Annotated in this window: 23 protein-coding genes; all 23 read right to left on the reverse strand. The window is 44.8% G+C overall.

Going from position 1 to position 25,363, the window contains the following annotated elements; genetic code table 11:
- Nucleotides 1-1,491 (reverse strand): ZmpA/ZmpB/ZmpC family metallo-endopeptidase-related protein, encoded by a 1,491-nt coding sequence (locus DXD06_RS02205; protein WP_158569468.1) that lies wholly within the window; start codon nucleotides 1,489-1,491, stop codon nucleotides 1-3.
- A gap of 225 nt (nucleotides 1,492-1,716) precedes the next feature.
- Nucleotides 1,717-2,457 carry a YdcF family protein gene (locus DXD06_RS02210; protein ID WP_117830677.1) on the reverse strand — a complete coding sequence of 247 codons (741 nt, stop codon included), beginning with the start codon at nucleotides 2,455-2,457 and terminating at the stop codon, nucleotides 1,717-1,719.
- Between the two features lie 22 nt (nucleotides 2,458-2,479).
- On the reverse strand, nucleotides 2,480-2,761 hold the full coding sequence (locus tag DXD06_RS02215) for an acylphosphatase (protein ID WP_022046993.1): 282 nt from the start codon (nucleotides 2,759-2,761) through the stop codon (nucleotides 2,480-2,482).
- 8 nt (nucleotides 2,762-2,769) lie between these two features.
- Nucleotides 2,770-3,960, reverse strand: a complete 1,191-nt coding sequence (locus DXD06_RS02220; RefSeq protein WP_117830496.1) for a pyridoxal phosphate-dependent aminotransferase — start codon at nucleotides 3,958-3,960, stop codon at nucleotides 2,770-2,772.
- Nucleotides 3,961-4,040: 80 nt separating this feature from the next.
- Nucleotides 4,041-6,743 carry a translation factor GTPase family protein gene (locus DXD06_RS02225; protein ID WP_117830497.1) on the reverse strand — a complete coding sequence of 901 codons (2,703 nt, stop codon included), beginning with the start codon at nucleotides 6,741-6,743 and terminating at the stop codon, nucleotides 4,041-4,043.
- Between the two features lie 87 nt (nucleotides 6,744-6,830).
- Complete coding sequence (locus DXD06_RS02230) at nucleotides 6,831-7,475, reverse strand: hypothetical protein (RefSeq protein ID WP_117830498.1); 645 nt, start codon at nucleotides 7,473-7,475, stop codon at nucleotides 6,831-6,833.
- Nucleotides 7,476-7,491: 16 nt separating this feature from the next.
- A complete protein-coding gene (locus tag DXD06_RS02235; protein WP_117830499.1) occupies nucleotides 7,492-7,911 on the reverse strand; it encodes a hypothetical protein in 420 nt (139 codons plus the stop codon).
- Between the two features lie 11 nt (nucleotides 7,912-7,922).
- Nucleotides 7,923-9,221, reverse strand: a complete 1,299-nt coding sequence (locus tag DXD06_RS02240; RefSeq protein WP_117830500.1) for a M56 family metallopeptidase — start codon at nucleotides 9,219-9,221, stop codon at nucleotides 7,923-7,925.
- A gap of 5 nt (nucleotides 9,222-9,226) precedes the next feature.
- Nucleotides 9,227-9,589, reverse strand: coding sequence for a BlaI/MecI/CopY family transcriptional regulator (locus DXD06_RS02245; RefSeq protein WP_117830501.1), 363 nt, complete (start codon nucleotides 9,587-9,589; stop codon nucleotides 9,227-9,229).
- A 205-nt stretch (nucleotides 9,590-9,794) separates the two neighbouring features.
- On the reverse strand, nucleotides 9,795-11,081 hold the full coding sequence (locus tag DXD06_RS02250; protein WP_117830502.1) for a DUF4317 family protein: 1,287 nt from the start codon (nucleotides 11,079-11,081) through the stop codon (nucleotides 9,795-9,797).
- On the reverse strand, nucleotides 11,078-11,644 hold the full coding sequence (locus DXD06_RS02255) for a hD domain protein (RefSeq protein ID WP_022046997.1): 567 nt from the start codon (nucleotides 11,642-11,644) through the stop codon (nucleotides 11,078-11,080). The genes DXD06_RS02250 and DXD06_RS02255 overlap by 4 nt, the downstream gene beginning before the upstream one ends.
- Before the next feature lie 55 nt (nucleotides 11,645-11,699).
- Nucleotides 11,700-12,575: a methionyl aminopeptidase gene (locus tag DXD06_RS02260; RefSeq protein WP_055262558.1), complete on the reverse strand. Its 876-nt coding sequence runs from the start codon at nucleotides 12,573-12,575 to the stop codon at nucleotides 11,700-11,702.
- A 3-nt stretch (nucleotides 12,576-12,578) separates the two neighbouring features.
- Entirely contained in the window at nucleotides 12,579-13,250 is a 672-nt protein-coding gene (locus tag DXD06_RS02265; protein ID WP_117830503.1) for a hypothetical protein, read from the reverse strand.
- A gap of 9 nt (nucleotides 13,251-13,259) precedes the next feature.
- On the reverse strand, nucleotides 13,260-14,477 hold the full coding sequence (locus DXD06_RS02270; protein WP_117830504.1) for a C40 family peptidase: 1,218 nt from the start codon (nucleotides 14,475-14,477) through the stop codon (nucleotides 13,260-13,262).
- 133 nt (nucleotides 14,478-14,610) lie between these two features.
- Nucleotides 14,611-15,777, reverse strand: coding sequence for a DUF308 domain-containing protein (locus DXD06_RS02275; protein WP_117830505.1), 1,167 nt, complete (start codon nucleotides 15,775-15,777; stop codon nucleotides 14,611-14,613).
- 34 nt (nucleotides 15,778-15,811) lie between these two features.
- Nucleotides 15,812-17,374, reverse strand: coding sequence for a DUF3794 and LysM peptidoglycan-binding domain-containing protein (locus tag DXD06_RS02280; RefSeq protein WP_117830506.1), 1,563 nt, complete (start codon nucleotides 17,372-17,374; stop codon nucleotides 15,812-15,814).
- A 71-nt stretch (nucleotides 17,375-17,445) separates the two neighbouring features.
- On the reverse strand, nucleotides 17,446-17,688 hold the full coding sequence (locus tag DXD06_RS02285; protein WP_117830507.1) for a Veg family protein: 243 nt from the start codon (nucleotides 17,686-17,688) through the stop codon (nucleotides 17,446-17,448).
- A 100-nt stretch (nucleotides 17,689-17,788) separates the two neighbouring features.
- Nucleotides 17,789-18,205, reverse strand: a complete 417-nt coding sequence (locus DXD06_RS02290; RefSeq protein WP_022047004.1) for a protease complex subunit PrcB family protein — start codon at nucleotides 18,203-18,205, stop codon at nucleotides 17,789-17,791.
- Nucleotides 18,206-18,258: 53 nt separating this feature from the next.
- A complete protein-coding gene (locus tag DXD06_RS02295; protein WP_117830508.1) occupies nucleotides 18,259-19,002 on the reverse strand; it encodes a lysophospholipid acyltransferase family protein in 744 nt (247 codons plus the stop codon).
- Between the two features lie 59 nt (nucleotides 19,003-19,061).
- A complete protein-coding gene (locus DXD06_RS02300; RefSeq protein WP_117830509.1) occupies nucleotides 19,062-21,251 on the reverse strand; it encodes a methyl-accepting chemotaxis protein in 2,190 nt (729 codons plus the stop codon).
- 113 nt (nucleotides 21,252-21,364) lie between these two features.
- Entirely contained in the window at nucleotides 21,365-22,951 is a 1,587-nt protein-coding gene (locus tag DXD06_RS02305; protein WP_117830678.1) for an alpha-amylase family glycosyl hydrolase, read from the reverse strand.
- A gap of 70 nt (nucleotides 22,952-23,021) precedes the next feature.
- Complete coding sequence (locus DXD06_RS02310) at nucleotides 23,022-23,909, reverse strand: sugar ABC transporter permease (RefSeq protein ID WP_117830510.1); 888 nt, start codon at nucleotides 23,907-23,909, stop codon at nucleotides 23,022-23,024.
- Nucleotides 23,909-25,282: a carbohydrate ABC transporter permease gene (locus DXD06_RS02315; protein ID WP_199535191.1), complete on the reverse strand. Its 1,374-nt coding sequence runs from the start codon at nucleotides 25,280-25,282 to the stop codon at nucleotides 23,909-23,911. The genes DXD06_RS02310 and DXD06_RS02315 overlap by 1 nt, the downstream gene beginning before the upstream one ends.
- Nucleotides 25,283-25,363 lie beyond the last annotated feature (81 nt).

Raw genomic sequence — 25,363 nt, forward strand, 5'->3', positions numbered from 1 at the left:
CTATGCTTCTTTGTTGTTCTTTAAGATCAGCCTTTTATGTTTGTTTGAGTATGTCCAGTATTTGGAAGAAAGCTTCGAGCAGTTTCCGAATGTGATCGAAGATACTTTTTTTGCTTTGGACTGATATGGTTTCCAGGATGTGCTCTCCGATCCGCTTTTTTTGCCGGAACCGGTATAATAATTATCATAGACCGTCACACCGTCCAAGTAGCTGTATCCGGCATTTCCGGCAATCTCACCTTTGTAAAGCGTTTTGCCTTTTCCTGAGATTTTACCGGTATTATAATTGCTGTAACCAGAATAGAACTCTGCCGCGATACCACCGGCCAGACCATTTCCGGTCAGGCTTACCGCTCCGGTATTATAACAGTTTTTAAGTTTTGTTCCGGCATAGCTTACACCACCCACACAAGCCGTTCCGCTTGTCAGCTTAACTGTAATTTTTCCAGTATTATAGCATTCACTTGTTCCATATCCGGTGCCAACGCCCTGAACCCTGATCGCTTTATCAAGCGAGTAATCCGTACAGGCACCTTTATAGGAAATATTTCCCGTGTTATAGCAGCGGCTGGCTGCTTTCCCTGACGAACCGAACACACCGGCTATCGTTGCCCTTGTCGCTGATTTTTTACCGCCTTTATTTGTCACTGAGATATTTCCGGTATTGCTGCATCCTGTAATTTTTTGTCTACACTCCTCTATAACACCACAAGCGGTTAAAGCCGGTCCATATTCCGGATCATTTTTTTCTGTGTTTACAATTGTAATATTGCCGGAATTGGAACAGTTTTCCATGCTTTTTGCATATCTTGTAATACCACATAACTTATAGCTTAGATCATCAAGAGACTCACTGGTCACTTTCAAATTTCCTTTGTTCTTACAATTCTTGAAAGTACTGCCAGAATCTCCCCGGCTGATTCCTGCAAAACTGATCCAAATGTCCTTCTCTGCTTTGATATTGGCATCGACCTTGCTGGTACAATCGGTAAAATTACAGTTCTCATCCATAAATACAATCCCTGCGCCGTCTGTCTTTGTACTGCCGGATACTGTAATATTGGTAAATGTACATTTTTTCGCACTATATACCAAAGCTGCGGCACTCTCAGTTCCTTCTATCGTAACATTTGTCATGATAATGTTTTTAAAGGTTGCATTTTTTGCATTATCAAACAACCCGATTCCCGCATAATTTTTGATCTTATGCCCCTTACCGTCCAGCGTTCCCATAAAACTGTCCACACGGTAATCACCATTATCGTCTTTGTAATCCGGGAACATATTCAGTTTTTTCGTAATTGTAATATCCTTTGCCAGATAATATTTTCCCTTCGGGTTATTCTGCATGGCGATCAGATCCTGCTCTGAATTGATCGCTGTCTCCTGTGCCGCGTATACGGTCTCTGTTCCTGTCTGTACATGCAGATTAGCCGGAACATTGGTACAGACCAATGCCAGTGCCATCACAAAAGCTACCATTTTTTTCATAAGCATTTCCTCCGTTGTGTCCATTTTTCAGACTTCTGGCACATCTGGTCTGATGTGCATTCACTCTGTGAATATAGTACCACATTTTAAAAAAGTTCTGCTGTTAATTGCGCGAATTACAGTTATTTCGACATGAACGATTATAAAATGCCGTCATTTGCGGTTTATAGTTATGAAAAAAAAAGGGGAACACCTCTGCTTTGTGCAGGGTGTTCCCCTTTTTCTCTATAACAGCCACTTCATCTCTGCAAAAAATTCCCGCAGCATATTGTTCGGCAGATATTTTGGTGTGGAATCCGCCGCAATTCCACATACATCGGAAAGTCCGTACTTTTTGGCAATCTGTAGGGCACGGAATACATGAAAATTGTTGGTCACAATGCCAACGGATGCGCCTTCTTTCATCAGCATTTTACTGTTCGTGATATTCTGCTCGGTTGTCTGCGATTTATCTTCCGGCAAAATCCGCGCAGTATCAATTCCTTTTTCCTGCAGATACCGTGCCATTCCCTCTGCTTCAGACCACGGCTCGTTGCTTCCCTGTCCTCCGGAAACAATGCAGACCGTGTCCGGGTTTTCATTCAGATATTCCACAGCCTTATCCAGACGATATTTAAGAACCGGACTCGGACCGTCCTTTCTCACCTGTGCGCCAAGTACGATAATATAGTCAAGCCCCCCTCGTCCATCCGCGTGCATCTGGCTGATCACACAGCCCTCTACGATACAAAACACAAGCAGTCCGATACAGACAATCATTCCTGCAAAGATTTTTACCGGATGCGGAACCTTTTTCCACACTTCCATGTACACGGAAATTCCAAACAGAAACACCACGATCCCGATACCAATCCATATAAGGAAAAAAGCTGTGCCGGAACCGGTCGCATGAACCATTACCGCATAAATCATGCTCAGGATTCCAAGCAGTAAACATATCCAAAATACCATCATATTCTTTTTCATTTCTCCATCCCTTTTCACTCCGCTAATACCGGATATGAAAGCCATTTTCCTGTTCATCCGGTGGTATGTTTTGCCGATCCATCCCGGTAATATCAATATATCTGTCCTGTTTCAACTGCTGGATAATCTGATCAATCTCTCCGACAAGCCCCTGTAGTTCGGCACTGACCGATCCATCATATTCATTTCTTACCCATCCGGTCACACCATAGTACTGGGCCAGATGCGACAGACGGTAGCGAAACCCTACCCCCTGCACATATCCAGTGAAACAGATGTGTTCTCTTCGTTTACTGTCTGACATAATTTCCCCTAACGATAACTCTGATACAATTTTTCAAATGCCAAAAACGACCGCTCAATCATATCGTAATCGACACAGTAGGACACACGCGCATACCCCGGACAGCCGAATCCGGTCGCGGATACGATCAGAAGATCCTGATCCTTGGCACGCTCGCAGAATGCATCTGCATCCGGCTCCAAAGCCTTGACAAACATGTAAAAAGCGCCCTGTGGCTTAAAACATTCATAGCCGATCTTTGTCAGGCCATCGTAGAGCAGATCGCGGTTTTTCCTATATAATTCGATATCCCCGGTGTTGCCGACACAGGATGCAATCACTTTCTGGAACATGCTCGGTGCACAGACATAACCCAGCGCACGCCCGGCTCCTGCAATTGCCGCATAGACCGTCTTACTCTCGGTCACTTCATCTGGAACGATCACGTAGCCGATACGCTCGCCCGGCAGTGACAGAGATTTGCTGTAGGAATAGCATACCAGAGTGTTTGCATAATATTTTGTCACATACGGTACTTCCACGCCATCGTATGCGATCTCGCGATACGGTTCGTCCGCAAGAATAAAGATCGGTGTGCCGTTTTCTTCGGATTTCTTTGTCAGAAGTGCGGCAAGTTTCCGGATTGTCTCTTTCGAATAGACAGCTCCGGACGGGTTGTTCGGGGAGTTGATGATCACGCCTTTAGTGTGTGCGCTGATGGCTTTTTCTAAGGCTTCAAAATCGATCTGGAAATCGCTGGTGTGAGGCGGTACCACAACAAGTTTCGCTCCGTTGGCTTCCACAAACACACGGTACTCCGGGAAAAACGGTGCAATCGTGATAAACTCATCTTCCGGTGAAGTGGTAAGTGCGCGGAAACATACGGACAAAGATGCGGCAGCTCCCATGGTCAGGTAAAAATTGTCTGCCGAAAACGCAGTCTCATATGTCTTGTTCAGGTAATCTGCGATTGCCTGTCTCGTCTCGATATCTCCCTGTGCAGAAGTATATCCGTGCAAAGAAATGGAATCCAGTTTCTGTGTCAGGTCACGGATGGTCTCATTGACGCAGTCCGGTGCCGGTACGGTCGGGTTTCCAAGAGAAAAATCATAGACATTTTCCGCTCCCACAACTGCTGCGCGCTGCTTGCCATACTCAAATAATTCACGGATTGCCGAACGCTGGCTTCCTAATTGATACATATCTTCTGCTACGAACATTTTATTTTCCTCCTCATATAATCAGGTGTCTTTATTAAAATTCAAGGCTTTTCAACCTTTTATATCTCCTGTTTTTCAAGTTATCGCTTCTGACTTGCCAGATAATTTTCATACTCCAGCCGGCTCAGCCGCTCGATCTCCTCCCGGAGATTGTCCGCCGACATGCGAAGCGCCCCCTGACTCATGACCGTAAGCTGCTCCAGCCCGTCATTTGTCGCAACCGTGACACGGTACTTGTGCCCGATCTCATGCACGGTGCGCTCGATAAATGCATCCGCGGTCTCATCGGTTTTCGTGTAGACCACATCCAGATTGTGATATTTGCTTTTGGCACCCGGATGTTCCTTGCGCTTATAGGCATCAAACACCACCAGCACCGGACAGCTCTTGTATCCCTGATAATTGCTTAAAATATCCAAAAGCCTGTCCCTTGCGGAATCAATATTGACACGAGAAAGTTCATTTAAGTCTTTCCATGCAAAAATAATATTGTAACCGTCCACAATCAGATATTCTTCCTGCGGTCCCTTCGCCGGATAGATCGGATTGCCTTTTTTATCATATTTTACCACATTCGGCTTCGGCGCATCGGATTTCTTTTTCAGCCACTTGCGCCGTTCCTGATCTTCCATATCTTCGCGGCTCATGCCAAACTCGCGGGCATAAATCTGCTGCAGCTCCTGATCTAACTCCCAGCCGGTCTTGCCGGAAGACTGCTGCCGGTGCACCGGACCAAAACTCTGCCCGTTGGTCTCATAACTGCGCCCGTCCGCAGGTGTCTGGGTTTCCTCCTCCGGCACAAACTGCCGCGGCAGATGCATATAATTATCCACCTGATCCCACGGCACGATAAATCCGGCACCATGCGCACAGAATACCGATCCGGTCGGATTTGCCGTATCCGCTTCACTGTCATACCCAATTCCCGCGATCACTTCCTCACTATTGTGACAGACATCATAACCGGAAAGTTCCAGTGTCAGATGCCCGAGTCCGCGGGTATACGCATGCACCTCACTGCTGTAGTCCTGCATTGTTGCGACCGGAACCGTGCCCTGCAGCACGGCGTAGTCCATGCCGTTTCCGGTGCCAAATTCCGGCGAATCAAACTTGCCTGCACGCTGCTTTAAGTCGGTCATGGCACGGCCAACCATCTCCTGCGGTACTTCAAGCGTAAACGCATACACTGGTTCTAACAGCACGCTTTCCGTACTCTTTAACCCCTGCCGGATCGCGCGGTAAGTTGCCTGCCGGAAATCACCGCCCTCGGTGTGTTTGATATGGGCGCGTCCGCTTAAAATCGTGATTTTTACATCGGTGAGTGCTGATCCGGTCAGTACGCCCGGATGTTCCCTCTCCATAATATGTGTTGCGATCAGCCGCTGCCAGTTGAGGTCGAGCACATCCTCACTGCACACGCTCGCCACCTCGATTCCGCTGCCCGGTTCGCCCGGCTCCAGCAGCAGATGCACTTCCGCATAGTGGCGCAGTGGCTCAAAATGTCCCACACCCTCCACCGGCTTTGCGATCGTCTCCTTATATACAATGTTGCCCTGTCCAAAGACAACCACAACACCAAACCGCTCTTTGATCAACTGCGTCAGAACTTCGATCTGCACCTGCCCCATCATCTGCGCATGGATTTCCTGCAGTTGCTCATTCCAGAGGATATGAAGCTGTGGATCTTCCTCCTCAAGCTGCTTTAATTTTTCCATCATCTCCACGGCATTCACTTCGTCCGGCAGATAAATCCGGTAGTTAAGCACCGGCTCGAGTACCGGCACACTGCTCTCCTGCTGCGCGCCGAGTCCCTGTCCCGGTACGGTTGTGGTAAGTCCGGTCACAGCACAGACTTCCCCGGCCTCCACCGCCTCCGCGGTCTCAAATTTTTCTCCGGAATACAGACGGATCTGGTCAACTTTTTCCTCCAGACCATCATAGGAAATCCGGTCTTTGACATGCAGCGTGCCTCCGGTCACTTTCAGATAGGTCAGCCGCGCTCCTTTTGCATCTCTGCCAATCTTGTATACACGGGCAGAAAATTCGTCTTCATACTCCGGTGCCCTGTGGTATTTTGCAAAGCCTGCAAGCAGTTCTTTCACACCCTCCACTTTGAGTGCCGAGCCATAGTAGCACGGAAACAGTTCGCGCTTTGCCACCGCATGCGCCAGATGCTCCTCTGCAATGCTGCCCTGATCCATATACTCATCCAGCAGTGCTTCGCTTCCCATCGCAGCTTCCTCGAAAAATGCTTCTCCGCTGTCCTGTGTAAAATCCACACATCCATCGGACAGTTCGGTTTTTAACTGCTGCTGCACGACTTCCTTGTCCGCCCCCGGCAGATCCATCTTGTTGACAAACAAAAAGGTCGGAATGTTATAGTGCCGCAGGAGCCGCCAGAGTGTCCGCGTGTGTCCCTGCACGCCATCGGTTCCGCTGATAACAAGGATTGCATAGTCGAGCACCTGTAACGTGCGCTCCATCTCCGCGGAGAAATCCACATGTCCCGGTGTATCCAGAATTGTCAGACCTATTGTCTGTTCACCATGTGAATTCTCATTCGTCGGTTGCAACCGAAGTCGCGCCTGCTTGGAAAAAATCGTAATTCCACGCGCCCGCTCCTGCGCATCCGTATCCAGAAATGCATCCTGATGATCCACACGCCCCAGCGCACGGATCTGCCCGGTGGCATATAACAGTGCCTCCGACAGCGTGGTCTTTCCGGCATCGACATGCGCCAGCAGACCGATATTTATATTTTTTGCGGGATTTTTTCTACCCATAAAAAAAGCCCCTTTCCATGTATCATAATCCAATAGATTTATGATAGCACAGAAAGGGATAGATTTCATTCCAAATGCCTACTTTATTTAAACTTTTTCCAGCAGATAATATTCACAGTCAACATAAAGGATAACCGTATGACTCTCACTCGATATCATAATATCCGCAGAAGGCCACGACTGGGTAGGATCGTTTTTATTGATTCCTTCGATCTCTACATCCTGTAGGGATTCATTGACGATCATGTCATAAAGTTTTGTCCCCTTTTCGACGGAGTCACTTATATCATATATGGCATACATTTCTTTGATACTGCTCACACTGTAGATCGGATCTGAAAGTTCACATTGATATCGTTCATATTTTTTTATTCCTTCACTGGAAAATGTATGCTCATTGATCACAATATGATCGCCTATGATGTCATGCCCATCCGGATAAATCGCGTAATCATTCTGAATCTTTGTAAAACCAAGAAATTTGCTGACTTTCCACTCTCCAAATAAAATTTCCCTGATTTTTTCCTGTGTATAGGTTGTATCGATATATTCCGTATCACTTTCCTCTGTGGAATCCACAGCTTCGGTTGTCTCTGTATCTGCCGCTTCTGTCTGCATCGTTTGGGCACTTTGTGCCTGACGCTCCTCTGTGACTGTATCGTGTATTTGCGTACAGCCGGTCATCAAACACAAACATGCCACCAGACTTGCTGCCAAAATTTTTCTTTTCATTATACACCTCTATGTTTCAGCCTGCATTGATCGCATAAATTCCAAGCGTTCCATTTTTATCCTGATCAATCCATACATTTTGTCCCTGCTCACCAATTTCCAGCATCACGCCCATATAATTATAAAATGGGTAGTTGCCCACAAAAATTTCTTTGACATTCTCTTTGAAACGATTTGTATTCATCAGGGTATCATATGTCTCCATCATTTCTTTTTCATTACTAACCGTTACACTGCCAGCTTCATAATTAATTTTCACTGGATAATCCATCAGCTTCGCAAATGCCTCTTTATCATCCACTGCTGTCCTGATCTGTTGCATAAATGCGTCCATTGTCTCTTTCGTGACTTCCACACCACCATATTCCCCCATTCCAACATAATAATCTGCTTCCTCTTCTTTTGTCTCAAAGATTGTCCCTGTACTTTCAAACAAATCATTTGCTTCTATTTTTTCCCATCAATAATTCCCTGTACACTGATATAGGGATACTCCCCCTTTGATGCGTAACCTTCCAACAAACTGCCATCCTCACTTTTTACCATAAACCAGCCTGTATTTTCTCCTATTGCCCCCTGCAACTTCTTTTGGATCGTTCCATCTGCTGATTGTACATGCGCTGTCAGATCTTTTCCATTTCGCGTAAGCAATACCTGCAATCTCTGATTCTGTACTGTTTTTCCATCAAATACCATGTGCATTTTGTCGGAAAGAACGTGATCCAATTGTCTGCCCGCCTCCATATTCACCGGATGTTTTTCTGCATCCATCCCATTTACATCTTTTGGATTTGTCAAAAAGCAGACGCTTACAACAACGCATACCAGAAGTGAAATTGCAATTTTCCCTCTGCCCGGCTTCTGATAAGACAACACATTTTTTATACGCGGCTTAACGCCGAGCCCTCCGAACGCAAGTGGTCCTGCCAGTCTGCGGCTTCTGCCACTGCCGCATAAAAGAAGTGCCTGTGCATATTCCTTCCTCTCTGCAAATGACAGATTTCCGATAACATGTTCATCACAGGCATACTCAATATCCCTGGCAAAAATCCAATAAGCGATCCACATCAGCGGCTGAAACCAGTAAATCACAAGCAGTACATAACCGATTACTTTCCACCAGTGGTCCCCGCGTTTCTGATGTGCCCGCTCATGTCTGATTACATATCGCTTCGTCTCTTCATTCATGCCCGATGGCAGATAAATGCGTGGATGAAACAGTCCCCATAGAAATGAAGTATGAATGGTGTCACATTCCCAAATCTGCTGCTCCACTGGTACCGCAAACCGCAACTGATATTCCACACGGAGACTTCCAAATATTCCATATCCGGTCAGCACAAGCATGCCAAGCAGCCAGATGGTACTTAACATTTTTTTGCTGTCTGTTTTTCTTTTATCTGTCCAGAAATCTTTTGTCTCATCCTGTTTGGCTGTATGCTCTTTTATTTCTGCTACCTGCTTACCTGCTGTCTGATTTTGATCTGGCAAATTATTTATTTGCTGAACTTCCTGTTCTGATTTTAAATTTGATGTTTCTTTATCAAACAGTGGTCCTTTTGGCACAACAGAAAACGGACTTTCCACCACAATTGGACAAATCAGACGGATGGCAACCAGTGCCCACAGAATTCCCATCACCCAGCGTGGACTCTTTCGGAAAAGCAGTCTCAGGACAATTACTGCCAGTATTACATATCCGGCACTGATTCCCCGTTCACAAATGACTGTAAAAATTTTTTCCATATCCCTTACTTTTCCTCCGCTTCCTCGATCATTTTTTGAATCTCGGCAATTTCCTTTGAAGAAAGTTTCTTCTGCTTTGTAAACGCGGCAATAAACGCCGGAAGCGAACCGTCAAACGTCTCCTCCACATACTGCGCACTCTGCATGGAATAGAACTGCTCTCTTGAAATCAGGGATGTCACCGTTCCCCGGTTATTGACAAAGATGCCCTTGTCACATAGACGTTTTAAAACCGTATAGGAAGTTGTCTTCTTCCATGTCAGTTCCGCTTCACTTTTCTTTGCCAGTTCGGAGGATGAAATCGGTTCATTGTCCCATATAATATCCGCAAATCTGGATTCAATTGGTCCCATCTGTAACTCTGCCATATCAATTTCCTTCTTTCATTCTACATAATGTAGTATGTTTTTATACTACATTATGTAGAATATTTTGTCAATTTATTTTCATATGTTTTATCTCAAATAAAAAAGTCCACAGTTTTTTCTGTGAACTTTCCTGAATATATACTTTATTTCATAGATTTCCGTTGAACCATGATAAACGATCATGAATGATGCACTTCCACCTTTCTTACACCGTCGTATTCACTCCATTGATCGTGGCGTGCTCATCCTCGCCCATCGGAATCACCAGACATTTCTGCCCGTTGATCACCTGTGACTTGATCTGCGATGCCTTCTCCGGCTTCACGCGCAGTACCACATCATACGTCTTTGTCTCAGCGATATAATTGTCGATCTCTTCCTGCTTTTCAATGAGCTGGGAGGTACGCTCCGCAAGCGCCTCATCCTTTTCATTAAGCTGCACGGTCAGTGTGCCGACCTGATCCTCAAGTGCCATTTTTTCCACACGCAGTTCATTCTGCACAAGCGCCTTGGAGTCGATCACATTCTCTGCTGCAGGCGGTTTCTCGCCAAATGCCTCATCCACGGACTTTTCGATCTTTGCAGCCTTTTCCTCGCTGATCTCACTGTCTGCGAGAAGCTTTGTGACCACTTCCTTATCGAGCAGGAAAACATCTTCGTCATCGTCGTGTGTCTCGGCATATTCATCGATCATATCACTTAAATTCTGCTGCAGATCCAAAAGCACATCATCCGTGTGCTCATCCTCTGCGCCAAGCACGTTGCGGACGATAGAATGGAATGCCATCTTCTGCTCGGTTGCGGTGCGCTCAATGCCGCAACCCAATCCGTTTGCCATAAATTCAGAATGTGGCTCCTTGGTATTTTTCGTGTAAAACAATGTCGAATGGATATCCGTACTGCGGTCATTGAATGCCGGGAATAAAAATGCAGTGTCCACAGCTCCTACCACCCAGTCGCGCACGCGCGGCCCGATCCGGTGCTCCTCCTCGAGAAAGCCAAGCCCCGGCTTTGACAGATCGACCGGACAGATCGCACAGATCAGATATTCGTACACTTCCTCGGACTCATCGAGATTGTTATTGTCACTCGTCCGGCTCATCACATCGTATGCATCGTGAAACAGCACGATCAGATAATTTCCGGCATGGTCATACGTGTCGATTACCAGATCATAAAAGGTATCCAGCAGATTTTCATCTTCCAGCTTCGATGCGCGCAGTGCCATCAGAATATGCTGACGACCGCCCACTTCCTCTTCCTCAATCGGAAACTTCAATTCCAGAAGGTTATTTCCGATGGTTCCGGACAATGCCTTATTTGCAATTTCCAGATATTTGTAAAATTCATCTTCTTCCAGATTCAGAAATGTATTTCCAAACTTACAGACTTTATTGTGATTTCCGTCAACGTAACAGCCACACACGCGCGTAAACGTTGCCGCCTCTTTCTTGAATCTTCTTTTTAACTCCAGGACTTCCTTTTTATTCATTTCTTGGATTCCTCTTCCCTGATTTTCTCTTTCAGTTCCTCAAACAATGAAAGAAACTCTTTCTCCACATCAGCCATCGGCTGAAATTCATAGCTCGGTGTGCTCACCATAACCGGCTCCACCGAATACATTTTTTCATCCATAAAATGAAGGAACTCATAATACAGGCAGCTGTCATCAATGTTTGTAATCAGTTCTGCCTCTTCCCCCTCCGGCACATATCCCAGAAATTTGGTGTAGATCATATGCTGCAGCTGTTCTTCGATCTGCAGATACATCGTCATGTTTTTCTTGACCGGACGGGTAATGTCCGCCAGATAGGCTTCACTTCCATCGTGAAGCAGACAGGCAAGTGCCGTCTGCGGCAGATAGTTTCTCGCAGTTGCCTCATGGCAGCACTGGATGCAGTGCTGACCTACAGAAAAAAACTGCGGGAAATGCCCGTTTGCCCGCGTCATCATCGACAGGGCATGTGCAATATCCTCAATTCGTATTTTATCCTCTTCCGGCTCAAAGGTATTAAAGTCAACCTTTGAAAATGTTGTCAGACAATCCTTTTTCATCTGTACTCCCCCATATTACACGCATACATCAAAGATGTATGGCATACGTGAACCTTTACCAGCTAAGTACTTCATGGCCATCCTCAGTGACAAGAACCATGATCTCCCACTGTGCAGATGGCATTCCATCCTCGGTGTATACTTCCCAGTCGTTCTCTTCGTCAATGAAAATCTCCACACCGCCCATGTTAACCATCGGCTCGATGGTAAAGATCATACCCGGCGCAAGTACCATCTGGGTTCCACGCCTGGAATTGTAACCAACCCACGGCTCCTCATGAAATTCCAGGCCAACACCGTGGCCGCCAATTTCACGTACAACGGTATACCCGTTAGCATAAGCATGATCGTGAACTGCCTGACCCATATCACCCAAAAAACCCCAGGGCTTTACTTCCTTAAGTCCAAGTTCTACACATTCTTTCGTTACCTGAACCAGTTTCTTTTTCTCCGGGCTTACTTCCCCAATGCAGAACATCCGGGAAGAATCGGAAAAATATCCGTTCAGAATGGTAGAACAGTCTACATTGATAATATCCCCCTCTTTTAAGATCACCTTCTCGGAAGGAAATCCGTGACATACCTGCTCATTCACTGAAGTACATACACTGTATGGATATCCTTCGTAGTTGAGCGGTGCCGGAATACCTCCCATGGAAGTGGTCATATCATAGACAATCTTATCAATTTCCGCTGTATTCATTCCTGCGTGAATGTTCTTTTCTATGTAATCAAGTACTGCTACATTGATTTTGGCACTCTCCTTTATCCCTGCAATCTGATCCGGCGTCTTGATCAGGTCATGTGTCGGAACAACGTGACCCTCCTGTGCCAAACGTGCAAGTTTATCATCGAAAGCCGCATGACACGCCTTATATTTCTTGCCGCTTCCGCACCAACATGGATCATTTCTTCCTAATTTTACTGACATTTTTTAATCTTCTTTCTTTTTATTATTGTATGTGACATTTCCAAAACTCACACGATTCCATACTTTAGCATTCACTTTGTATTTTTGCTTTTTCAAAAGCTTCTGATAGGAATCCTCCCTATACGCATAATCGTCATAGGTACGGTTATGCAGCTGTGCATACACCTCCTGATATTTCTGGGCGTATGCAATCCTTTGGATCGTCTTTTTTGCATCTTTTCTGGAAATCCCCAGTGCCGTTTCCCCCTGACGTTCCGTCAGATCCTCCCAGAAATCCTCCAGTTTATTGTCCATATGTTTTTGGTCATTGTCATCCAGTGTAATGCCTTCCTCCATGGCCATCTGATAAAAAAGTTCATCATGAAGTGCCATCTGCATCGCATTTTTGCGTGCAACGGCATTCATAAATCCCCCTTCTACGCGCATACTCCAGTAACGGTTCGGATCATCCGGATCGTATACCAGTGCCTCCTGCTGAATCTGATATTCCTCATATCCGACATAAAATGCCATGTCTCTAAGGGTCAGTTTTTCACCATTGATCTGCGCTGCCACTTCATCCAGAGACTCCCGGTACACAAGCGGCCTTGCATTCGTCATGCTATTATTATTTCTCATGAGCATCACAAGCACAACTGCAATCAGAACAATGGATACCAGATGTTTTGGTCTCATCAAAAACTCCTATACCAGTCTGCGTATTGCGGTGATCGTGTGACAGTTCACCGGACGGCTGTTTGTAATGCCGGCTCTTGTTGACTGCGCCTCCACGATATTTCCGTTTCCAATGTAAATTGCCACATGTCCCGGATATACCACGACATCTCCCGCCTGGATATTCTGATAAGACACCGGCTGTCCCACACTCTTAAATGCCTGGGAATACCGTGGGGTACTAATTCCAAAATGTGCATAGACCTGATGTACAAATCCGGAACAGTCAACCCCATTGGTCAGACTGTTTCCTCCCCATACATAAGGATTTCCGACAAACTGCTGCGCAAAAGCCACAATATCTGCGCCGCTCACATCTGTTGTCTGTGAAGGATTACAATCCGGATCTTTCAGATAGGAATCGCTTGCAATTCCACCACTGGCACCGGTACCTCCACCGTCATAGGTGTTGGCATTGGCACGCGCTGCCGCTGCCTCCTGCGCACGGATAATTGCCTCCTGTTTGGAAATTGTCTTTTTATAGTCCTGCGCCTGCTTCTGTGCTTCTGCCAGCTGCTGCGCATAGGCATCTTTTTGTTGTTCGAGCTTTGCCATGAGGGTTTTCAGTTCCCCCTGCTGGGTCTGATACTTATCCTGCAAAGCAAGCAGACTGTCCATCTCATCTGCCAGCTGCATAGTCCAGTCCTCAACCTTCTTTACCGCATTCTGATAAGAAGTCATAAGTTCCCTGTCAGATTTGTACAGATCGGTCGCATATTCAATACGGTTTAACATATCGGACAGCCCATTGGACTCCAGAATGGCAGACCAGATGGAATTATCCGTACTGTTCTCATACAGATACTGAATCCTGAGCTTCATGGCATCATACTGGTTCTGTTCTTCTTCCTTTGCTTCTTCCAGCTTTTTGTTTGCCTGCTCCACTTCATTCTGCTTGTCCTTAATATCCGACTTCAGCTGTTCCTGCTTGGAAAGAAGTGTTTTCATTCTGGCTGCGGCAGCAGTGATGCTGTCTTTTACATCCGACTGACTGTCTTTGATATTTGCAATATCGCTGTTTTTTGCTTTCAGTTTTTTCTTGTACGCATCACGCTTCTTTTCTGCCTCGGTCTTTGCATACACATTCGGTACCGCACACGCACCTGCAGTAAGTGACCCGGCCAGAACAAACACCAATACTGCTGCACAAATCTTATTCTTTGTTTTTACATGTATTTTCTTATGCATATTATGCCTCCAGACTTATCTTCCATGGGAGTGCTCCCATACCTTCCTTTATTGTGGCACAAAATACATATTTTTTCTACTGGTTTTTCTTACTAATTAAGGAAAAATTCATAAATTTTTTCAAAAACAGCCATTAATTCCGCAAATCAGCATTATTCATTAACCAGACCGTACTCAGTTTTCCATCTTCCCCATATTGTGCCTGCAGGCTGGTATAATATCCCTGGTCTTCAAAATACCACTCATAGGACGTATAATTGCTCATGCTCACATAATTTGTGAGCTGATATCCCAAAACCTGTCCAAAATCATCCGGCTGACTCTCAAACCCCAGATCCCCTGCCAGTTTCAGATCGTTTTTTTTCACCGGTGAACCCGGATTTAATGTAAGTCCTCCAACGATTCCCTTTTCCGGCACAATATCCTTATCTGATGTATTAAAAATAAAGATCGTCCCGCGGTAAGTTCCATCCTCCTCATAGTATGCATAACCATCAGATTCTCCCGGCTTAATCTTTTTATCTTCATCGTTACTGATGGTAAATCCGGCTTTTTCAAACTCCGAAAATTTACACGGAATCGAAAACTCGTTTCCGGAAAGGGCGAATGTATTAAATCCATGCACATAAGACACATTCTCCCCATTCAGATCCTTAAATTTTCCATCCGGCGCCTTACTTTTTGAATCTGCTACAGCATCTTGGTGGGAATTTTCAGGAGTATGGGAACTGTCATCGTCCCGGATTGTCTGAATTGCCTCACGAATCAGACCCACAGTACCGTTGTCGGACTTTAAATATATTCCCACGATTCCGAAGATTGCAACCACACCCACACAGCACAACCCCAGTGTTACCCAAAGCCACCTCGTTGCTTTTTTGGCACTTGTGCGGAAACGTTCCCAGTCCCCGGCATCGTAACTCTGCTTTTGTTTTCTGGCGCTGATAAGTGTAACAATTGCAAATATCACCGCCCATGTTGCAGATCCCGGCAGTGCGATGGAAGCGATCACGCCCAGAACAATCACAACAATTGCGATGGCCTTTTTGACTCCCGAATTGTCCTTGACCGGATTTCCCTGCGCATCAACCTCACTTTCCCTCTGCTCCCGTTTCGCCCGGCAGTGTATTTTTTCGCGCTCCGCGCGCTCGTATTCCCGCTGGCTCCAGCTCTTCTTGGGCTGATCATCCAGCCGCTGTCCGTCACGCGAATAATACACCCCGTTTAAGTTGTATCCCCCCGATGGTTTCTGCTCCGGTGGTGCATAGTCCTGAAATTTCTTTTTTCTTTCGTTTTCCATAACTTTCTCCTTTTGACGCTTTCTATCATCAATTCTAACATTCACTCACTTTCTTTACAATGAGTAACTTATCGCCCTGCTGCACATCTGCCGATTTGAGTCCGTTTGTCTCCATAATTTCTGCCTCGGTAGTATGAAAATGTCTTGCAATGTCCCATAATTGTTCTTCTTTTTTAACAATATAGCCAACAATTCCCGGCTGCTTCATCAGTTCCACCGCGTCTAGCGGTTCCTTATGGATATCCACAATTTTTTCCATGCACACTTCCTGCTGTACAATTGTCTGCAGGGAAATAACCGCCTTGACCTCAAATCGTTCGTTATCCAGCAGATTCACCGCAAGCTGATCAATCGCCGGCTCGATTTCATAAGAAATATCTTCCGTGTGCCCTTTCATGCCGGGAACATCAACAATCTGTGTAAACGGAATCTGTTCCTGCGTATGTGCAATCGGAAAACTGTCATCCGTCGTTGCATACAAAATATCAACCGTCAGGATTCCTTCTACCTCTAACCCGTTTTCCACCGGTTCCACATGATCCATCTCTGCATGCCCCTCAAAAGAACACAGCTGTAAGATCCGTTCCTGTTCTTCCGCCAGCTTCATCTGTTCAGAGATCCGCAGTTTTGCTTCATTTTTAATCAGCAGTTTTTTTGCACAGACCATTTCTTTCTGTGGCACAAGATTTGTTTCCAGCGAATAGACATCTGCCAGAAGTTCCACATTCCTTTCTTCCCACAGCTTCATTTCCACATCCATGGAAAGATTCAGGCTCAGCGCCCTCATTTCGCCATCATAATCTTCTGCCGGTTCCACCTCATATTCTTTCGTCTGGCAATGTACCCAGCAGATCGGCTGTGTTCCGGTCATTCCCCCTTCTATTGATTCGGAAAACGGAACCATCGTTTCATACCACTCCATTTTTCCTTCCGGACTGCTGTACAATACATTCACATACGCTTCTCCCTGAATCTGCATCTGCTCCCCGGTGCAGATCACCTGCCGGTTACGCACTTCCACATAATCATAAAGCAGATGTCCGATATTCGGACTGGACTGTGGCAGTGCAATATCACTGTGCACACGCAAGATATCCTTTTTCGCGGATGTCAGTGCCAAAAGCTGCATCGTCCGGCTTTTCTGCTGAATATCCGGATCATTTTCAACACCACTTACAATTTCTTCTTCCACCGGCACCTCACACACGGCATGAATGCCAAGCAGAGCACGCACGGCAAGCTTTCTGGAATTGATGGCACTGATATTCAGATCCTCCAGATCTCCGCTCAGATTGACGGTATCGCGTTCTTCCACCTCATCCATAAAAATTTTTTCTCCGAAATTTATACTGTCCGTAAAAGATTCCAGCCGGTTATCTTCACTGCGGTATAACACGACAAAACGCAACTGTCCGGTAACCCACACCGTCTGGCTGCTCACCTTGACATCCTCAAAAATAACAGAACCCCTGGTATGTATAATGTTCAACAGATCCGGTTTGTTGTCTTTTACAATACAGTCATCATCCAGCGTAATCTGGGTAAACGCCCTGCTCCTTAGTAAATTCTGTCTGAACAGCTGTCTCTTCAATTCCAAAACAAAAAAATCCCCTCTCTTTGAAGTAAGTATACTAATACTTATTCAAAGAAAGGGAATTTTATTCATTCCTAACAAAGTTTCATTCGAATGTCCTTTGTAATAATATCAGTGTAACTGAATGATAATAACTGTGGAGGATTTTCCTCTCGCTCGTCATCTACAAGTATTGTAAAAACGCTTGGATATGCGCCCTGGATAACGCCTTCCTGAATATCTACCTTGTTACGTCCACGGTCTAACTGAATTTTCACTCTGTTACCGCGCTGCCGATGAACGGATGCCCGAACCTTGCTAATCTGTGCCTGTTCCATTGTTGCCTCCTCCATTTGAGTTGAATATTCTAGAAAATACTATATCTAGTAGCTTTAGTATAGCAGAGTGTTAAACTTTTTACAATAGTTCTTAAGTACCCTATTGAAACAGTACCTCTTCCTCCCGCAGTTCCAGCTTCAGTACAATAAACGGATAACTAGGTGCTTTTGTCACCTCTTCTCCGTTTTTGGGTCCCTGCAGTCTCGTCTTTACACAGATGGCGGTATCACTCAGATAACAGTCTTCCACGGAGATGCTGTATCCTCCGGTCTCCTGTATTCCATAACCTCTGGCAACGTATAAATATTCATTATCGCTGTATGTAAAACGGAAATCCCCCTCCTTTTTTTCTTCAATCTGTTGTCTTAAGGCTTCCGGAAGTTCTTCCTCCTTTGTCACGGTAAACTCCAGATCCTTTACCTTCTCCTCACATTCTTTTCGCACACACCCGCTCAGCAGCATAAGCACCCCCAGCAAAATGATCATCAGGATATACTTTCTTTTTTTATCTTTCATGGTTGACCACTCTATTTTCGTTCTTATGCTATCCTATGCAGCGGTCGTGCGATCTATTCTTTTGTATTTTTGTGTTCCTGCAGCATTTCATGAATCACATTCTGGCAGTATGCGCCGATATGTTTCTGATCTTCCTTGGAAAGTTCGGCAAAAATAATGGGCTCCCCATAGGTCAGTTTTACCTCTGCACGGTGCAGCCACGGAAAATGATTTTCAAAAATATCCGCCGTCCCGGTAAGTGCCATCGGAATGATCGGACATCCCGTCTTCTGTGCTATTTTAAAAGAACCATCTTTAAACGGCAAAAGCATCGTTGCATCCTCCCGGTCACGATTTCTCGTTCCCTCCGGGAAAATACAAATAGAAATGCCGGACTTCACCTGATCGATAGCGGTCAGAATGGTCTTAAGTCCCTGCTTTAAATCCTTGCGGTCAAGAAACAGACAATACAGACGGCGCATCCATATTCCCAGCAGCGGAACCTTATTGACACCATCTTTAGAAATATACCCGGTCAGATTCGGACACTGTGCATAAGTAATGACAATATCAAAAATGCTGCGGTGATTTCCAATATAAAGTACAGCCTGATCCGTTGGTACATGTTCTTTTCCCTCAACAGTCAGATGAACCCCCGCCAAAAAAGATACACAGCGCAGTCCCCACTGCACAATCCGAAGCTGGCTGATATCGGCTGCATGTTTATCAAATTTTGCGATAATCCATTCGATTCCGAGAACCGGCAGTCCAAGAATCAAAAATAAAAAAACATAAATGACTACGATAATTGTCCGCATTTTCTTCCTCCATAAAAAAAGCCTGAAGCATTTCATCTTCAGGCTTTTTCACTTTTTGCTTAAACCTGGAACGTTGACAGTGCATCCAGCAGACTCTGGGCCTTGGTCGTAAGACTCTGGGATGCTTCATCCAGATTCTTGATTGCATCCAGCTGCGTACCTGCTGCCGAATGTACCGATGAAGAACATTCTGCCGTCTGGGTGGACGCATCGGAAATACTCTCGATTGCACTGAGTGTCTCGTTTCGTGCACCATTCATTTCCTGCACATTATTCGAAATCGTCTGCAGTGCCTGAATCAGCTGCGCTACAAGCTGGTCAATCTGTTTAAAGGAATTTGTGGTATCCTCTACAACGGAAGACTGGGAAGAAACTGCATCTTCCGCCTGTCTTGCGATATTTACCACTTCTCCCGTCTTGGAAACGATTTCATCTACAATGGAAGAAATCTGGGAAGAAGAAGCAAGACACTGATCGGCAAGCTTGCGGATTTCTTCTGCGACCACAGAAAATCCTCTACCGGCATCTCCCGCACGCGCTGCCTCAATGGACGCATTCAGGGAAAGTAAATTCGTCTGTTCCGCAATATCATTGATCGCAGAAACAATGTTGCTGATGGATTTTGATTTTTCTTCCAGTTCCTGTATTGACTGAATGACATTTCTTGTAATGTTTGCAGTGGTCTCGGATGTCTGCGTAAGTGTCTGTACAGAAGATATACCGGTGGTAATGGTTTCTCCGGTTGCAGAAGTAAGTTTTCCCAATTCATCTGCATTGGAGCTTACATTATTAATCTTTCCCGATAAGGAATCCATCTGACTCATACAGTTATCGGAACCGGTATCCAGTTTGTTCACACCACTCTCAATCTCTTCAACTGCACTCTGAATATTCTTAGAAGTTTCAAGGAATGTTCCGGATGCCTCTGCCACATGAATTGCCGCTTCTCCAACCTGCTGACTCACATCATTGACATCCAGAATCAGCGATTTCATATGCTCTACGGTATCATTGACACCATCACACAGTAAACCAAATTCATCTTTGTGCTTTGCGGAAAGATGAACCGTAAGGTTTCCATTGGAAACTTTGCGCAGCTGACGCAGAATATATTTGATGGTTCCTGTCATCTGACTCGAAAGGAATAACCCAAGTGCAAGTGCGATGATCATACAGACAATCACAAGTACGGTTGTCAGCTGTTTGATTCCGGATGACTGCTCAAGCAGACGGTCAGAAGGAATCAGTGCCGCAACCATAAGATCTCCGGCTGAAAGTTTACTGTATACAAACATGTATGACTTTCCATTAAATGTAATCATCTGGTTTCCGGAATCTTTTTTCCCGTTCAATGCTTTCTTATAAAAACTTGTACCGTAAATCAGTGCTTTTTCCGTCTTGACGGATTCATCGGAATAAAACTCTTTTCCATCTGTATCCGTAATTAATGCTACATAGCCTCCCTTTCCAGGATCCAGTGACTGCATGGCGGAACGGATAAAGGAATCACTGATGTTTATGATCATCATGGCCGGCTGATTGTTCATTTTTTTTACAATTCGCAGACAGTAGGAATCAATTCCCAGATCCAGTGTTTTATCCGAACTTTCATCTGTCCCAAAGAAAAACCAGTTTGTTGCACTTTTGCTGACCAGTTTTCCCTGATCGCATCCGACATAGTCCGTATAAACATTTCGGTCACGAACAATTCCCTGACAGTCAATCGTACGCTTGTTGTCCGCGATAATATAGGCTCCCTGTATCTTACTGTCAAGTGCCATCTTATTGCGCAGTCTGCCCTGATAGTCTTTGCGCACGGAGCTCTCATCATACATATCCATCAACCCCGCAAAATACTTACGCAAATCCGACTCGGTCAGATAGGTCTTAAATTCGTCCTTCTCACTCGTGATAACCAGATTGATATACTGCTGCATCGTATCAGCAGTCTGCTGCACCGATTCCTTGTATGTATCCACAATGGCATTGGACGCATTATTGTAAGAAGTAATACCAAGAACCAGTACACCTATCACCGGAATTAAAAAAGCCCCAACCAGCCGCATCGCAATGCTGCGATAGAATGGAATTTCCGATTTTTCCTTTTTCTGCCCACCGGATGACTCTTTCATTTTTATCTTTTTTTCCTTCCGGGAAGCATTGTCACGTTTCGGTATTTTCTTTGTTTTTTCTTTTTTTACCTTTTCTTTCTTTAGTTTATTTACTTTCTGCTCATCGTTTTTTCTCATATTGCATACGCCTCCGTTAATTCAGACGATTTCTCCCCCACCTATAATATAGATAATATACTACAATCTGACAAAAAACTCAACTTAAAACTACTATGATTTGTTATACTTTACTATTTTAACACAACAATACTGCATGGCGGCATCTCCAGTTTCCCATCTTTCAGCTGTACCGTCTCTTCCTTCAGTGTCAAGCTTCCCTCCAGATTCATATTTTCAAGTGCTGTTCCTTTCAGGTCAACCGTATCATTTCCTTCCCCAAGATTATACACAATTCCGATGGTACTGTCCTGATACGTTTTCGTGATTGCCGCCTGTGAATCTTTACACAGACTTTCTACTTTTTCTATGGTTCCCCTTGCAATTTCCGGATTTTGATTCCGCAGACGAAGCGCATTTTTATAGTAACTTAAGATAGAATCCTTATCCTTTTCCTGTTCATCTTCTGCCGGAAACGGAGATTCAATGCCGGCATCCATATCTGCCGGTCCCTTTGTCATTCCTGTGATGTCAGTTTTTGACCACACCATCGGAATACGCTTATTTTCATCCTTTGTTCCGGAACTGTTCATGCCGATTTCTTCCCCATAATAAACAAACGGACTGCCGTTCATTGTCATCAGAAGACCTGCTGCTGTCTTAATCTTATCCGGATCATTCACCAGCGTATTGGCAATCCTTGCCATATCGTGATTGGACAAAAACGGTGCATCAATATAATCCGGATTTTTTGCGGAGAAATCATTCTGATATTTCAGCATGGAATTCACAAGGCTTACCGGATCGCCCTTTCTTACCGCATTGACCAGTGCTCCTTTTGCCGTTCCTGCATCAAAATTGAACATACTTGGTGTTCCACTCGCATAATAATCCGCAATGACATTCTCACTCGCCCACACTTCAGATACCATATAAAACTGTGGATTTTTTTCTTTACAGTATGTGTATAATTTATTTAAAATATCACAATTCGCATTGGTTGCATTTTCTTCATAATGCATGGCCGCATCCATCCGGAACCCATCCACACCAAGATCTATCCAGTAATCCGCAACTTCTTCAAATTCCTTCTGTACTGCCGGGCTTTTCAGATTCAGATCCGGCATTTCCGACCAGAAGGATCCCTCATACCACCAGCTGCTGCTTCCCGGCACTGCATAGTAGGTTGTTCCCTCCTGCTTGTCAGAAAAATGATAGTAATCCACATACGGACACACCGTATCGTCCGGTTTTTCTCCTGCCTTCAGACCTGCAAGATACTCACATGCCTGTGTAAACCATGGATGCTGGGAAGAACTGTGATTCATTGCCACATCAATGATCAGCCGGATACCTTTTTCATGACACGCACTTGCCAGCTCTTTAAAATCATCCGCCGTACCATATGCCTCGTCCACCGCTTCGTAATCCGTTGTATCATATTTATGATAGGTTGGGGAAGGCATGATCGGCATGAGCCAGATTCCGTTGCATCCCAGATCTGAGATGTAATCCAGCTTTTCTTCCACACCCTTTAAATCCCCCATGCCGTCCCCATCACTGTCATAAAAGGAGCCGACAAAAATTTCATAGTAATTACGGTAATTATCATCAATGATATTTAATTTTGCATCCTGTGTACCGTTCCCCGAAATACAGCCTGCAAGCACCCCGGCAAAAAGCACCAGCACAACAACTGCCGACAAAATTCTTTTTTTCATAACCTTTCCTTTCTTCATCGGATGAAAAAAGCCGGTGGTCAAACGACCACCGGCTTTCTATCTTTCATCATTAACCCTTTACAGCGCCTGTCAGACCATCTACATAGAATTTCTGCATAAATACGAAGAGAATAGAGATCGGGATAGACACAATAACTGCGGCTGCAGCCCATCTTGTAAACCATCCGTTTACAAACTCTTTCTCCAGCATATTGTACAGGAGAAGTGATACCGTCCAATACTTATCCTTTGGTCCAACAATGACACGTACAAATACGAAGTCAAGCCATGGAGCAAGGAATGCCGTAAGGATCGTATATACAACGATTGGTTTACTGAGCGGAAGGATGATCTTGTAAAATACCTGGAACTGATTACATCCATCCAGAATCGCTGCTTCTGACAGAGACTTTGGTACCGTATCAAAGAATCCCTTTGCGATATAAAATCCAACACCAGATCCTGCAGAATAAATCAGAATCAGAGCGATACGAAGCCCACTTCCATCGGTCAGTCCAACTGCTTTTAAAATAAAGTATACTGCAACCATGGACATGAATGCCGGGAACAATCCAAGGATCATTGCCAGATTCATAAATGTTTTACGCATTCTAAAGCGCAGTCTTGACATACAGTAAGATACACTCAGTACGAATGTCGTTGAAATCAAGCATGAAAAAATGGAAATGATCAGCGTATTCATAAAAGCTCTCGGGAAGTTCAACAATGTTGTCTCCGTAAAGAGTCTCTTATAGTTATTAAATGTCAGTTCTTTTGGGAAGAAGTATGCGGTATATGCACCACTTTCCCCTCGCAAACTTGTCATGATAATCCAGAAAATCGGGAATAACCAGATCACTACCAGGATGGCAAGGATTATATGTACCAATGAATTTTTTGCAATTTTCTTTGCCCGGCCAGCGGTCATAGGGCGTTTGCTTACTTTTGCACTGCTCATTACATGAATCCCTCCTCATCTTTGTATGCTTTCGTATTTCTGTAGGTGACTAATGCCACAATAGAAAGAACTACGAATGTTAAGATACCAATCACGGCACCGATGTTGTAATACTGATAATCAACCGTTAACTTGTACAGCCATGTTACCAGAAGATCCGTCTTGCCCGCTGTTTCACCAACCGGAGTCGGCTTACCTGCGGATAACAGGTAGATAACGTTGAAGTTATTGATGTTACCTGTAAACTGTGTAATGATGTATGGTCCCATAATAAACATAATATATGGCAATGTAATTTTGCGGAAAATCTGTGCGGCATTGGCACCATCAATCTTGGCTGCCTCATACAACTCTGCCGGTACATTCTGCAATACACCGGTAACCTGAAGCATGGTGTATGGAATACCAACCCAGCAGTTAATCAAAATAACCGATACACGCGCCCACATCGTATTCGTCCAGAACGGAAGTGGATTCTGGATAAGCCCCCACTCCATCAGCAGGTTGTTGACCGCCCCATGTTCCTGAAGCATCTGTCTCATAACCAGTAAGGATACGAACTGTGGCACTGCAATGGAAATAACAAAACAGGTACGCCAGAATGCTTTACAATGTGTTTCTTTGCGGTTGATTACAATTGCAAGGATCAGTCCTAAGAAGTTACATAAGAATGTAGCAAATACAGCCCATACAATGGTCCAGCCTAAAACCCGCCAGAATGTCTTGCCTATCTTTCCGCCAAGTCCAAGTACCGTCTTAAAGTTCGCCAATCCAACCCAGTCAAACAAGGTCAGATGCTTGTTGATCGTAGAATAATTGGTAAATGCCATTGGAATCATGAATAACAATGGTAAAACTGTAAAAATAAGAATTCCCATCAATGGGAGAAACATTAATGTCTTGTATAAATTTTTATCAAATAAACTTTTGACATCCTTGCCAAAAGAATTGATTTCTTTCCCCTCTTTTGCGAGGCACTCTGCCATATATGCGCTTCTTAAATTTTCAGCCCACATATAAATAAATAAAAGAGTGATCGCAATCGTAGCAACACCGTATAACAACAACAATACGGAATTGTCACCCTGTACATACTCATATATCTGTTTCTGTTCATTAAATACCTCTTCCTGTTTTCTCCATCCTAATGAAGGAAGCATGGAAAGATAATATGCACCTGCATTGACCATAAACATAATATAGCCAATCTCAATTGCCAAAAAAATTAAACCTTTGATAATCTGCTTGTGGGCGATATTTCCCAATCCCATTATAAGCGCTGATAACTTAACTGCAGCCCCGCCCTTCGTAAGCGCATTGGATACAGTGTACGGTGTAGCGAAGTCCGACTTCTTTTTGTTTGCACCTATCATACTTATCCTCCCGGCACATGTTGCTCTATGCCATATTTATAGACTCATGTATTCCAAGATTCCGGGGAGTCCCCCAGAACC

The sequence above is a fragment of the Roseburia sp. TF10-5 genome, from assembly GCF_003462365.1.
Taxonomy (GTDB): Bacteria; Bacillota; Clostridia; order Lachnospirales; family Lachnospiraceae; genus Roseburia; species Roseburia faecis.